The organism is Endozoicomonas sp. (genome assembly GCF_031844845.1).
Taxonomy (GTDB): domain Bacteria; phylum Pseudomonadota; class Gammaproteobacteria; order Pseudomonadales; family Endozoicomonadaceae; genus Endozoicomonas.
The window spans coordinates 1-13,301 of the sequence record NZ_JAVRMB020000373.1 but is presented as its reverse complement, the minus strand read 5'-3'; the positions used below and the strand labels follow the sequence as shown (position 1 = coordinate 13,301).

At 47.2% G+C, this 13,301-nt stretch carries 12 protein-coding genes; 6 read left to right on the top strand and 6 right to left on the bottom strand.

The window, feature by feature from the left end:
• Window positions 1-287: 287 nt before the first annotated feature.
• Window positions 288-854 carry a D-glycero-beta-D-manno-heptose 1,7-bisphosphate 7-phosphatase gene (gene gmhB, locus RM811_RS20770; RefSeq protein ID WP_402527853.1) on the top strand — a complete coding sequence of 189 codons (567 nt, stop codon included), beginning with the start codon at window positions 288-290 and terminating at the stop codon, window positions 852-854.
• Entirely contained in the window at window positions 854-1,612 is a 759-nt protein-coding gene (locus tag RM811_RS20765) for a lysophospholipid acyltransferase family protein (RefSeq protein ID WP_402527851.1), read from the top strand. The genes gmhB and RM811_RS20765 overlap by 1 nt, the downstream gene beginning before the upstream one ends.
• 101 nt (window positions 1,613-1,713) lie before the next feature.
• Here the strand turns inward: RM811_RS20765 and RM811_RS20760 are convergent, their stop codons facing one another.
• The 6 genes from RM811_RS20760 to dnaA form a co-directional block, all read right to left on the bottom strand.
• Entirely contained in the window at window positions 1,714-2,364 is a 651-nt protein-coding gene (locus RM811_RS20760; RefSeq protein ID WP_402527849.1) for a C2H2-type zinc finger protein, read from the bottom strand.
• Window positions 2,365-2,432: 68 nt separating this feature from the next.
• Window positions 2,433-3,020: a D-sedoheptulose 7-phosphate isomerase gene (gene lpcA / locus RM811_RS20755; protein ID WP_402527846.1), complete on the bottom strand. Its 588-nt coding sequence runs from the start codon at window positions 3,018-3,020 to the stop codon at window positions 2,433-2,435.
• Between the two features lie 64 nt (window positions 3,021-3,084).
• On the bottom strand, window positions 3,085-5,499 hold the full coding sequence (gene gyrB / locus RM811_RS20750) for a DNA topoisomerase (ATP-hydrolyzing) subunit B (protein WP_402527844.1): 2,415 nt from the start codon (window positions 5,497-5,499) through the stop codon (window positions 3,085-3,087).
• The gene (gene recF / locus RM811_RS20745; protein ID WP_402527842.1) at window positions 5,492-6,637 is read right to left on the bottom strand and encodes a DNA replication/repair protein RecF; all 1,146 of its coding nucleotides are present in this window, start codon (window positions 6,635-6,637) and stop codon (window positions 5,492-5,494) included. The genes gyrB and recF overlap by 8 nt, the downstream gene beginning before the upstream one ends.
• 104 nt (window positions 6,638-6,741) lie before the next feature.
• A complete protein-coding gene (gene dnaN / locus RM811_RS20740; protein ID WP_402527840.1) occupies window positions 6,742-7,845 on the bottom strand; it encodes a DNA polymerase III subunit beta in 1,104 nt (367 codons plus the stop codon).
• A 65-nt stretch (window positions 7,846-7,910) separates the two neighbouring features.
• Complete coding sequence (dnaA, locus tag RM811_RS20735; protein ID WP_402527838.1) at window positions 7,911-9,521, bottom strand: chromosomal replication initiator protein DnaA; 1,611 nt, start codon at window positions 9,519-9,521, stop codon at window positions 7,911-7,913.
• A gap of 698 nt (window positions 9,522-10,219) precedes the next feature.
• On the opposite strand from dnaA, the gene rpmH reads away from it, so the two are divergent.
• The 4 genes from rpmH to yidC all read left to right on the top strand — a co-directional run bounded on the left by rpmH (window position 10,220) and on the right by yidC (window position 12,992).
• Window positions 10,220-10,354 carry a 50S ribosomal protein L34 gene (rpmH, locus tag RM811_RS20730; RefSeq protein WP_402527836.1) on the top strand — a complete coding sequence of 45 codons (135 nt, stop codon included), beginning with the start codon at window positions 10,220-10,222 and terminating at the stop codon, window positions 10,352-10,354.
• 45 nt (window positions 10,355-10,399) lie between these two features.
• Window positions 10,400-10,771: a ribonuclease P protein component gene (rnpA, locus tag RM811_RS20725; protein WP_402527835.1), complete on the top strand. Its 372-nt coding sequence runs from the start codon at window positions 10,400-10,402 to the stop codon at window positions 10,769-10,771.
• Between the two features lie 245 nt (window positions 10,772-11,016).
• On the top strand, window positions 11,017-11,343 hold the full coding sequence (gene yidD, locus RM811_RS20720) for a membrane protein insertion efficiency factor YidD (RefSeq protein ID WP_402527834.1): 327 nt from the start codon (window positions 11,017-11,019) through the stop codon (window positions 11,341-11,343).
• A complete protein-coding gene (gene yidC / locus RM811_RS20715; protein ID WP_402527833.1) occupies window positions 11,319-12,992 on the top strand; it encodes a membrane protein insertase YidC in 1,674 nt (557 codons plus the stop codon). Before yidD ends, yidC begins: the two co-directional genes overlap by 25 nt.
• Window positions 12,993-13,301: the final 309 nt, after the last annotated feature.

The following is a 13,301-nucleotide window of genomic DNA, read 5'->3' as shown; positions in this document are numbered from 1 at the left end:
CAAAACCCACCAGGAACCTCGTTCCCACGCTCTGCGTGGGAATGCATAGCCAACCACAGGAATCGTGTCTGTGGTTGGGTCCTGGCGCTACCACGCAGAGCGTGGGAGCGAGGAGGGTTTTGCGACAACCGCCTTCGCGACGATAACGGTCGGGGGGTGTTTTGCCCTTTTGCGACACCCTCCTTCGCGAGGATGACGGTGGTATATTCTTAATTGCAGCTTTCCTTAAGGTGCTGCTCCAGCCACATATTTTAACTGTTGAGTTTTTGAGAGCCGTATCAACCATTATGACAAAACTGGTAATTCTGGACAGAGATGGTGTCATCAATGAGGATTCAGACCACTACATAAGGTCTGCTGATGAATGGATTCCTATTCCGGGCAGTATAGAGGCAATAGCAAAACTTTCCCAAGTGGGTTATAAGATTGCCATCGCCACTAATCAATCTGGCCTTGCCCGTGGTTATTTTGGAATAACTGAGCTGGATGCCATGCATGATAAGTTAACGACACTTGTTAGAGAACAGGGTGGTGACATCAGCGGTATCTATTATTGTCCCCATGGTCCGGATGATGACTGCCAGTGCCGTAAACCAAAGACCGGTCTTATTGATCAGATATTCACTGACGTTGATGCTGTTCGTGGTGACACCTGGGTTATTGGTGACTCACTCAGGGACTTGCAGGCTGGACAGGACAGTGGCTGCAAAGTAGCACTGGTCTTGACAGGCAAGGGTCTAAAAACTCAAGCTAAGCTTATTGAGCATCCTGAAGAACTATCGGGTACCAGAGATGTGCCTGTTTATAATAATCTGTTCAGCTTCGTAGAAGCCATGCTTTCAGAGGGATTTTAATGTCGTCCGTTGTCGGGTCTGCAATCTTGCCGGTAATTACCACCATCATTTCAATAATAAGAACCACTGTCTTTTATTTGTCGTTTGCCGTCTGGACAATTTTCTGGTCATTGTTGATGATCCTGTTTATCCACCCATTTCCCTTTAAATTCCGTCACCCCATCTTTGTCAAAACCTGGGCTATTGTAGCAATAAACCTTTGTCGTTTAATTTGCGGCGTTCGCTGGGAAGTCAAAGGCAGGGAAAATATTCCGGACAAGCCCTGTGTGGTTATCTGTAATCATCAAAGTACCTGGGAAACTTTTTTCCTTCAGACTCTGCTCACCCCACAGACTCAGGTTATCAAACAGGAGCTATTGAAAATTCCTTTTTATGGCTGGGCCTTCTCCAAAATAAAGCCCATCGCCATCAACCGTAAAGATGTCCGCCAGTCTCTTCATCAGATCAGAGACCAGGGGAAGGCTGCTCTTGCGCATGGTGTCTGGGTACTGATTTTCCCGGAAGGAACCCGGATTGCACCGGGAGAACCCGGGAAATTCTCAAGAGGTGCTGCCGGTCTGGCAAAGGCGGCAGGTGTCGGTATTCTGCCGATTGCCCATAACGCTGGTAGCTACTGGCCAAATAAAGGGTGGTTGAAAAAATCGGGAACCATACAGGTAGAAATTGGACCGGTTATTGAAACAGAGCAATTAACCGTTGCAGAGGCAAATAATGCAGCTAGAAACTGGATTACCGATAACATAAGACAAATTAATTGAACTCTTTATTAATTCTATTATCACCAGTCTATTCTTTGAGATAACGGATTATGTCGTTTATAGCTTCAGTATCCATGAATGGGTAGAGTACATATAACCTTTCATTTTTCAACAGAGATGCTTAAATCCAGCGGCTCTTCTTGAATGGATGACATTTGAGCCTTATTCCTATCAATGTGCTTATCAGAAAACATATGTTGCTTTAAATTACTAAGCGTATTTCCGGAGTAGTCACACAAATCACATTGATATATTCTTTTATTTGAATGCATCCTTCTTTCGTGGTGCTTCAAATCTTTCTCTGATTTATAGCTCTTAATCCCAGTACAATCAGGCTTGTCGCAAACAAATAGTCTATCAGAGTGACAAGTAATGTGTGCTTTCATCCTGCTTAAAGGATAAACCTCCCTCTCACAGATCTTACATCTATATTTTGTTTTCCCCGTTAGTAATACTATTCTTTCGTATAATATCTGTGATTCTGTTGATGGCGTTATCTGGTTCAGATTAGCAGGAGAGCCTTTATTTCCACCATCCTGCTCTTTAATTTCTGACGTTGGTACAGCGGAATTACAACCTGATGAAGTACTCACACTCCTACCATAAAAACATTCCTGAGTAGACTGGGTAGACTGAGTCTGATAAACACCACCTGAGAAAGTAGTTACATCTCCCCGTTGCTTTTGTCCCAACTCCATACCTGAAAAACCTGAAAGTATAAAAACTGCTTCTATAGACTCGATGTATAACAAAAAGTTCCCTTTTCCAGAATAAATAAATCCCCTGAGCTCACAAGCCCTACTTCAACATCAATTCCAGATTACACAACCATATACTTTTCAATCAACTGAATCATAATATGGATTGCCTTGATGTGGATTTCCTGAATTCGGTCAGCGTAACCAAAATGAGAGACACGAATTTCAACATCCGCCGTTCCTGCCATCTTGCCACCATCCTTGCCAGAGAGCAGAATCACTTTCATGCCTTTTGCCCTGGCAGCCTCTACAGCCTTGATAATATTTCCAGAGTTACCACTGGTGCTTATACCAAGCAGCACATCCCCTTCCCTGCCAACCGCTTCTACATAACGTGAGAAGACATATTCATAACCAAAGTCATTTGATACACACGACATATGACTTGGATCTGATATAGCGATAGCGGCATAACCCGGACGATTTTCACGAAAGCGTCCGGTCAGTTCTTCTGCAAAGTGCATGGCATCACAATGCGATCCGCCATTGCCGCAGGAAAGTACTTTCCCATCGGCCTTGAAAGTATCCGATAAAAGTCGTGCAGCGTTATCAATGGATTCAATATTTGTACTGTCATCAAGAAAGCGATTCAGCACCGTAACCGCTTCTTCTAACTCCTGACGAATGATGGCTTTGAATTCTGAAGACATGGAGCAGTACCTCTTTAAAATCAATAAAAAAGGCCGGCTATAAAGCCGGCTCTTTTAACGTCTGTTAAATATCAAGGTTGTTGACATAAAGCGCATTTTTTTCAATAAACTCCCTTCGGGGTTCAACATGATCCCCCATCAGGGTATTGAAAATCTGGTCTGCCGCAATGGCATCGTCAATGGTGACTTTGAGCATCCGGCGTGCGTCAGGGTCCATGGTGGTTTCCCAGAGCTGTTCCGGATTCATCTCGCCCAGTCCCTTGTAGCGCTGGATGTAATGACGCTTGGTTGATTCTGTCATTAACCACTCAAGCGCCTCTTCAAACGAAGTGACGTCCCGTTTACGCTCACCTTTCTGAACAAAGGCACCCTCTTCAATTAAACCCTGTAACTTCTGACCAAGGCTAACGATCTTGCCGTAGTTTATCCCTGAGAAGAAGTCCACACTCCACCGGTACTCACTGTCGACACCATGGGCGATAATCGTCACCTTCGGTAACCAGGCATTCAGTTCTTTATCTTCTTCCACTGAGAACGTCATGATACTGCCCGCAGCTTTCAGGTTCTCAATACGCTGACTCAGTTGAGCGACCCATGCTTCCATTGCCGACTTATCAGACAGGCTATCCGCCGACACCGCCGGCATATAGATCATTTCACGCAGCACGGTTACCGGGTAAATACGGGACAGTTTATCCGCAACCTTATGAACCTCCCGGAACTCATTAACCAACCCTTCAAGTCGCTGATCGGCAATACCTGGCGCACCGGCATTCACATGCAAGCTGGCATTTTCCAGCGCAGACTGGGTCAGGTAACCATCCAGTGCCGCGTCATCCTTCAGGTATTGCTCCTGCTTGCCACGCTTGACTTTATACAGCGGTGGCTGAGCAATATAGATGTAGCCACGCTCAAACAGTTCAGGCATTTGCCGGAAGAAGAAGGTCAGCAGCAAGGTCCGAATATGCGAACCATCCACATCCGCATCGGTCATGATGATGATGTTGTGATAACGGAGTTTTTCGATATTGAATTCCGTGCGACCAATACCACAACCCAGGGCCTTGATCAGTGTGCCCACTTCCTGGGAGGAGAGCATCTTGTCAAAGCGGGCTTTTTCCACGTTCAGGATTTTACCTTTCAACGGTAGAATGGCCTGGGTTTTCCGGTTACGTCCCTGCTTGGCTGAACCACCCGCAGAGTCACCCTCCACTATGTAGAGTTCTGAAAGTGCCGGGTCTTTCTCCTGACAGTCCGCCAGTTTGCCGGGCAGTCCGGCGATATCCAGAGCCCCTTTACGACGGGTCATATCCCGGGCTTTACGGGCCGCTTCCCGCGCTCTGGCGGCATCCAGCATTTTGCCGACAATGGCCCTGGCTTCCCCTGGATTCTCAACCAGATAATCCCCAAGGTACTTGCCTACCTCCTGCTCAACCGCGGCCTTTACTTCAGAAGAGACCAGCTTGTCTTTGGTCTGGGAGGAGAATTTTGGATCCGGTACTTTTACGGAAATAATCGCCGTCAACCCTTCACGGGCATCATCGCCAGAAGTGGCTACTTTGGCAGTTTTCTGAAAGCCTTCACGCTCAATATACGTGTTCAGACTTCGTGTCAGAGCCCCTCGAAAACCGGCCAGGTGCGTGCCGCCATCTCGCTGGGGAATGTTATTGGTAAAGCAAAAAACGCCTTCCTGGAAGCTGTCATTCCACTGCATGGCCACTTCTACGCCGATCCCGTCTTCACGGGTCATATCAAAATGAAAGACTTTATTGACGGTGGATTTGTTTTGGTTCAGGTACTCAACAAATGCCCTCAGACCGCCTTCGTAACGAAAGTCATCCTGTTTGCCAGTGCGTTCATCGGTGAGTTGAATATAGACACCCGAGTTGAGGAAGGAGAGTTCACGAAGCCTTTTCGCCAGAATATCGTAGCTGAACTGAATATTGGTAAAGGTTTCTGGTGAGGGTATAAAGTGAAGTTCGGTTCCCGAAGAGTCAGTCTCACCAATCACCTTCATCGGTTCTTGCGGAATACCCTGCTGATAAATCTGCTGATGCACCTGTCCATGGCGGCGAATGGTTAGCTTCAGCTGACTGGACAACGCATTCACCACCGACACCCCTACCCCGTGGAGACCACCGGAGACTTTGTAGGTATTGTCATCAAACTTACCCCCGGCATGCAGAATAGTCATGATAACTTCAGCGGCGGATATGCCCTCTTCCTCATGAATATCCACCGGGATACCACGGCCATTATCTTTTACCGTAATGGATTCATCCGGATGGATAATAACGGAGATCTTATTGCAGTGCCCCGCCAGTGCTTCATCAATGGAGTTATCAACCACCTCAAACACCATATGGTGCAGACCGGAACCATCATCAGTGTCACCGATGTACATCCCCGGGCGTTTGCGGACGGCATCCAAGCCCTTTAGGACCTTGATATTGGATGCGTCGTAGTTCTGTTCACTCATGCTCTATCTCCAAAGATTCAGCCTGGCGAATACGTTGCTGACCAGGGTTTTCATCCAATTCCACTTGCCCGTGTTTCACGTGAAACATTTTTACTTCTGTTTCAGGCAACCAGCAATTTTCCAATGCCTCCTTCTCAACACAGGTGATGAAGGTCTGGCAGTTCATTTTTTCAAACAATCCACAAAGTTTTTTTCGATTCGGGATATCCAGTTCTGATGGCAGGTCATCGACCAGGAATATACACTGCTTGTTTTGCAACTCTTTATAGAGAAACCCCTGCGCCAGTTTCAGGGCACAGACCACCAGTTTTAATTGGCCCCGGGAAAGAATATCAACAGCGCTGCCTTTCCCTACCCGTATTCTCAAGTCCGCTCTTTGCGGCCCTGCATGAGTATAGCCTGACTGTATATCCCTGTTTAATCCGCTGCTGAGTACCTCATTTAACGCCCGATCTTTGTCCCAGCCCCGATAGTATTGAATAGACAGATCCTCAAGATCTACCAACGCGGATAAAACCTGATTAAAGACCGGGGTCAGTCTCTGGATATAATCACTTCGCAGCTTATCGATAGCATTGGCTGCTTTCTCAAACTCCAGATTCCATGAATTCAACTCAGAACCGTTTATTCTACCATGTCGGAGCAGACTGTTCCGCTGTTTCAACGCCTTCTGCATCCGTTTCCATAAAGGGAAAAAATCCTGATGTTTCACGTGAAACACACCCCAATCGATAAAATTTCTTCTCAATTTTGGAGAGCCTTCCAACAGGCGAAGGGTATCGGGATTAATCACTTGTAAAGGTAACAGCTTCGCCAGCTCGGATGTTGATTTCAGGTTTTCACCCGACACCCTGATCTGCAGAGATTCCTCTCTGTGGTTGCGGGAGACACCAATAGGAATAGAACCTGACCCCAACCCTAAACGGCCAAAGACAGTGCAGGCCTCAGATTTCCGATTGATGACCGGTTTGATTCGGGATGTTCGAAATGACCGGGCAATACCAAGAATATGTATAGCCTCAAGTACACTGGTTTTGCCACTGCCATTGAGCCCATAGAGTATGTTTACAGAGGGAGAAGGTTTCAGCGTGAGAGAAGCGAGATTTCTAATATCAGTAATAGTGAGCAGCTGGATCATATTTTGTTTATTTCCGAGCCTGTTGATGAAACTCGGGAATGAGTCGGATTCAGGGCAGTCAGTGACCGGGAAAGAATACCAGTCACTGACTGCCCTACAGGCTGTTACAGCCTCATGGGCATAACAACATAGGTAGAGTCACCGGCCTCAGACTCTTCCAGCAGCGCACTGCTGTTGGGGTCTGCAAGCGTCATTTTAATGGACTCTCCGGAAAGTACGGAAAGCACATCCAGCAAATAGCTGACGTTAAAGCCGATTTCCATTGCGTCGCCATGGTAGGCCAGGTTTAACTCTTCCTCAGCCTCTTCCTGCTCAGGGTTATTGGCAATAACTTTCAACTGCCCATCGGAAAGAATCATGCGAATACCACGATACTTTTCATTGGAAAGAATAGAGGCTCTCTGAAAAGCCTGACGAAGCTCCTGCCGGTCTCCGATAATGATTTTTGTTCCGCCTTTGGGAACCACCCGATCATAATCAGGGAACTTACCGTCCACCAGCTTGGAGGTGAACGTAAAATCACCGGTTTTAGCTCGGATATGGTTCGCACCCAAGGTGATATGAACACTCTCATCACCTTCAGTGAGTAGCCGCGCCATTTCCAGAATCCCTTTACGAGGGACGATCACCTGATGCTTTTCCTGCTGATTAATATCCGCATCAACACTGCACATGGCAAGACGATGCCCGTCGGTAGCAACGGCACGGAGGCAGTTCTGGCTAATTTCAAGCAACATGCCGTTCAAGTAGTAACGGACATCCTGCTGAGCCATGGCAAATCCTGTACGATCGATCAGTCTACGGAGTCTGGACTGGCCAATAGTGAAAGAGACAGAGCCAACTTCTTCTTCTATGCTGGGGAACTCATTAGCTGGCAGGGTAGACAGCGTAAATCGTGATCTGCCAGCCTTCAGTTTTACCCTCTGATCATCCTGACGGATTTCAATCATGGTATTTTCTGGCAATGACTTGCAGATATCCATCAGCTTTCTGGCTGGAACCGTAATCTCTCCTGCCTCTACAACATCGTCAAGGGCAACACGCCCCACCAGTTCAACTTCCAGGTCCGTACCGGTTAAAGAAAGTTGATCTCCCTCGACGACCATCAACACATTGGACAATACCGGCAGCGTCTGTCTGCGCTCAACCACACCGGCAACCAGTTGCAGTGGCTTAAGCAATGTTTCACGATTAATGGTAAATTTCATCGCTTTCCTTTCTCTTGGCTAACTGAAAGGCTCAGCCTTTCTGATAAATAGGTAAATAGAAGGTGTTAACTGGTTAGAGAGCGCAACAGATTTTTGTAATCACTTTTTATCTCGTTATCCTCCTCAATCAGCTGTTTCACCTTCCTGCAGGCATGCAGCACTGTGGTGTGATCGCGTCCACCATAGGCATCACCAATTTCAGGTAAGCTATGGCTGGTCAGCTCTTTAGAAAGTGCCATGGCGATTTGCCTTGGCCTTGCCACCGAACGACTACGACGCTTGGATAAAATATCTGTCATCTTTATCTTGAAGTATTCAGCGACCGTTCTTTGAATATTATCTATACTGACCTGTTTATCCTGCAAAGCCAACAGGTCTTTCAGGGACTCTCTGATCAGGTCAATATCGATCGGTCTGCCCATAAAGTGAGCACTGGCAATAACGCGTTTCAGAGCCCCTTCCAGCTCACGGACATTCGAACGAATTCTTTGCGCGATAAAGAAAGCCGACTCATGAGGAAGCTCAACTTTATGCTGTTCAGCTTTCTTCATCAAAATGGCAACCCGGGTTTCCAGCTCAGGCGGTTCAACGGCTACGGTTAAGCCCCAGCCAAACCGGGATTTCAAACGTTCCTCAACACCACTGATCTCTTTTGGATAGCGGTCACAGGTCAGAATCATCTGCTGCCCGCCTTCAAGCAGCGCATTGAAGGTATGGAAAAACTCTTCCTGAGAGCGCTCTTTACCAGCGAAGAACTGGATATCATCAATCAGTAGCGCATCAACAGAACGATAATACTTTTTGAAGTCATTAATAGCGTTCAGTTGCAGGGCCTTCACCATATCCGCAACAAAGCGCTCAGAGTGAAGATAGACGACTCTGGCATTACGATTATGTTTAACCAGTGCGTTGCCGACGGCATGCATCAAGTGCGTTTTACCCAGGCCAACGCCGCCATATAAAAACAGTGGGTTGTAAGAAGACCCTGGATTTTCTGCTATTTGCCGGGAGGCAGCCAGAGCCAGTTGGTTAGACTTACCTTCAACAAAGGTTTCAAAGGTAAAACCGTTATTCAAAGAACTGTGATGCTTGATGGAGCCTTCAACCTGAACCTGTCTTACCGGCGTTACCGGCTCTTCAGAGACATCACTGGCCATTTCTTTTAAAGGGTTAACCTTGATCTGCGGCGACTCGTCATCAGAAGCTCTACCCCTGTAAGCAGGAGCAGGAGCAGGAGCAGGAGCAGGAGCAGGAACCGGTTCTGGCTCGGGGGTACTGTCCTTCGCAACCGGCAAAGACGAGACCAGCTCATGAGTCACCACTGAGCGCTCAACCGCTGCCTGTTTCAGAGGGTTTTCAATGGGCTTGCCAGAAACCGGGACTGTTTGAACGTCCCTCGGCCGTAAAGAACGCTTACTCAGTGATGGCGGGCGACGATTGGACACTGCCAGGGCAACAGCCGGTGAATCCCCATCCGATAGCTCATCCAGAATTTCTTCAATTCGAGGCAAAAACTTCTCTTTTACCCAATCGGCAACAAACCGGTTGGGCGCCAGCAGACACAGGTCGTGCTCATCCCCCATCACTTTCAGAGGGCGAATCCAGGTATTGAACTGCTGTGAAGACAGTTCATCCTGTAATAGGTCAATACATTTTTGCCATAGCGCAAGGGGCACAGGCACTCTCCTGAAACAGATCTGATACGGATATCACTGAAGCCGGTCAGACAGCCTGCTGAAGATCTTCAGGTACAAAGTAAGGATGGATAGATAAAAAGAGAATTGTATCCTTTTTGATAAAAGTTATCCACACCTCCCGCCAACCCGGCATAATCCACAAGCTGTTAATTTCTGTATATTTTTCAGTAAGTTAAGCCAATATATAAATAAACAGGAGGTAAATATTTACTCATAATCACCTGTGGGTATATCAGTTAATGAATGGCAATAAGCCTTATGATTTTCCTGTGGGTAAAATGAGTATCAATTCGCCTGTGGATAAGCAGCCCATTTATCCACAGCTGATCAAGATCAAAATAACAACATAATGACGGGATTTCTACAGCGAAGTACACACGCAGGAAGGCAGGCAGTATCTGGGGAAAACACAGTTATCCACAGAAAAAGCGGTCCTTAATAATAACAACAATAATAATAAAACATCACATAAGAGATAAACCTTTTATTTATATATATTGAGAGGCTCGCTCCCTGATTCCTCACAGGGGTTTTTCTTCTTATATATAAAGAGCGAAATCAGAGTAGTGGAAATAACAGGGGCAATACGGTGCTTCTTGACAAATCCAAATTGACGCTACCCCTTCAATTACTTAGAATGCCCGTCTTTTGTAAGTCCATTAAGACGAGTAACCACGATGAAAAGAACTTTCCAGCCAAGCAATCTGAAGCGCAAGCGCAACCACGGCTTCCGTGCACGCATGGCTACTAAAGGCGGACGTGCGATAATCAACCGTCGTCGAGCCAAGGGACGCAAGAGTCTGTCAGCCTGACGCCCGTGGCTAAAAGAACGCCTGGGGCCTAAAGAGAGTATCAGTGTGAGCTTATCTTTTAGCGGTGAATCACGGCTGCGCTCCTCGGCTGATTTCAAACAGGTATTTGATACAACGGATATCAAGGTTTCCAGCAGACAACTTCTTATACTGGCAAAGACGAATGAGCTTGGCCGTGCAAGACTGGGGTTGGTGGTTGCCAAAAAAAATATTCGTACAGCCGTTGGCCGAAACCGGGCCAAACGCCATATCCGGGAAACCTTTCGTCTGCAACAGGATGAAATCGGTCATCTGGATATTGTTGTTTTGGTTCGGAAAGGTTTCAGTGATCTGGATGACAGTGAACTGAACCAGCTACTCAACAAGCAGTGGCAAAGGTTGAAACGAAGGCGGCACGAAAGGGAAGCGTCAGCATAACTTTTGGCCATCCCTGATATCCAACCTGAACGAAAATACCAGATAAATGAAACAGGAAGTTCCTTGTTATTTTCCTGTTCAGCTCAACCAGGCTCAGAAAGCTTCCGTAATAGACAGACTCTTTGAGCGCCTTTTTATTTGGCTAAGGGCTTTTATTTGGCTAAGGGCTTTTATTTGTCTAAAGGCTTTTATCAGGCAAAAGGCTTTTATCAGGCAAAAGGGTCCGACAGACTGAAGGCATTGATATGGCCAGACTAGCAAGTATCCCCCGAGCGTTGATGGTCGGGTTGATCAAGATATATCGCTATGCATTGAGTCCTCTCATGCCCAGCCGGTGTCGCTTTTATCCCTCTTGCTCTGCCTACGGCCTGGAAGCCTTAAATCGTCATGGTTTTCTGACCGGTAGCAAGTTTACCTTGCTCCGACTACTGAGGTGCCACCCCTGGCATCCAGGAGGATTTGACCCGGTGCCGGAAAAAGATTCTGGTGAACATCGGACACAATCAGACAATCATATTCATTCATCTGAATGTGTGGCCCGGAACTCATGGATTTCCAAAGAACACTCCTGATCGGAGCCATTGCAGTAGTTGGTATTTTAACACTACAGCAATGGAATGAAGACTACCCCGGTACGACCAAGTCGACATCCGTCGTTCAATCCGTTTCCAGCAGTGTTGCTGGTTCAGATATGCCGTCTCTTCATGATGGCCGTGATGGCAGCACTGCCCCCGTCATAGATGATGGTGCGGCAAAGCCTTCGGCTCAATTAATCAGTGTTAAAACCAATACGATAGAGGCACTGATTGATCCGGCAGGCGGCGATATTATCAGTTTATCCTTACCGCAATACCCCAGCTGGTTGCCTGAAGAGGGTGAGCAGGCGGTTCCTTTTCAGCTTCTGGTTAACAGTCCGGACTGTCAGAGTGACGCCACTTGTGTCTTCACCGCCCAGAGCGCCCTGGGTAAAACGGATGGACCTGATGCCAATAACCTCCGTAGCGTCTACCGCGTAAAGCAAGCCAGTTACACCCTTGAGGATGGTGAAAATAAGCTGACGGTTGATCTCCATAAGAATGAAGATGGAATCGACGTCACCAAAAGCTACACTTTTTACCGCGATCAATACGACGTTTCTGTGAATTACACCATTGTTAATAACAGTGACAAGGTCTGGCGGGATCAGTTCTATGCTCAGCTGAAGCGCGATAATTCAGAAGACCCGAGTCAACTGAATTCCAAAGCCCCCATGAATACCTATCTGGGTGCTGCGGTTCGCTCTAACGATGAGCCTTATACCAAACTGCCTTTTGATGATTTCTCGGATAAGCCGTTTGCAGAGCGTGTACAGGGTGGTTATGCCGCCATGCTGCAGCACTACTTTGTCAGTGCGTGGATTCCTGACGAGCAAAAAGCCCATCAGTACTACACCAAGCAGAATAAGGATGGTTACAACTTTGTCGGCTTCTACGATGATGCCATGGTTGCTCAGCCTGGTGAGACCATTGAAACTGGCGCTACCCTTTACGTCGGTCCCAAGAATCAGGAAAAACTGCAAGCCCTGTCTGATGGACTGGAGCTGACGGTTGACTATGGCATGCTCTGGTTCCTTGCCCAGCCTCTGTTTGCACTGCTTACGTGGATTCATTCGCTGGTTGGTAACTGGGGGTGGTCCATCATCCTTCTGACCATCATGGTCAAAGGGATATTCTATCCGTTGAATGCCACCAGTTTCCGTTCCATGGCGAAAATGCGCAAACTGGGTCCCAGGCTTGCGGAGATGAAAGAGCAGTTCGGCGATGATCGTCAGAAAATGTCTCAGTCCATGATGGAGCTGTACAAGAAGGAGAAGGTCAACCCAATGGGTGGCTGTCTGCCGATTGTTGTCCAGATGCCGGTGTTCATTGCTCTGTACTGGACGTTACTGGAATCCGTAGAGCTGCGTCAGGCTCCCTGGCTGGGCTGGATTCACGATCTTTCCCAGATGGATCCCTACTTTATCCTGCCGCTGATTATGGGCGCGTCGATGTTTATTCAGCAAACGCTGAACCCGACACCGCCGGATCCTGTACAGGCAAAAGTCATGAAGTTGATGCCGGTGATCTTCACCTTCTTCTTCCTGTTCTTCCCTTCAGGTCTGGTACTGTACTGGGTAACCAACAATACGTTGTCCATTATCCAGCAGTACTTCATTACCAAGAAGATTGAAAAAGAAGGTTAAGCCTTCCGCGAAGCAGCTTCATGCTGCTTCGCTCACTTCCCTTTATCTTTTCGTACTCTCCGCTTCCCATCTTTGCTCTTATTTTCATCTCCATTTTTCAAAAAAAAAATTGATTCTACAGTTGCCCATGGTCGAACCGATAAATAGTTAGAACTAAGGTTTCCCACATTTGAGCTAACTGGAAAAGATCAGAACCATGTTAAAAAAACTGATAAGCACAGCCATCTTAAGCAGTGTTATCGGGAGCGTATCTGCAAACCCCGAACTGGGCTACATGACCCTGAACACTGATCAGTACCATTTCTTTAA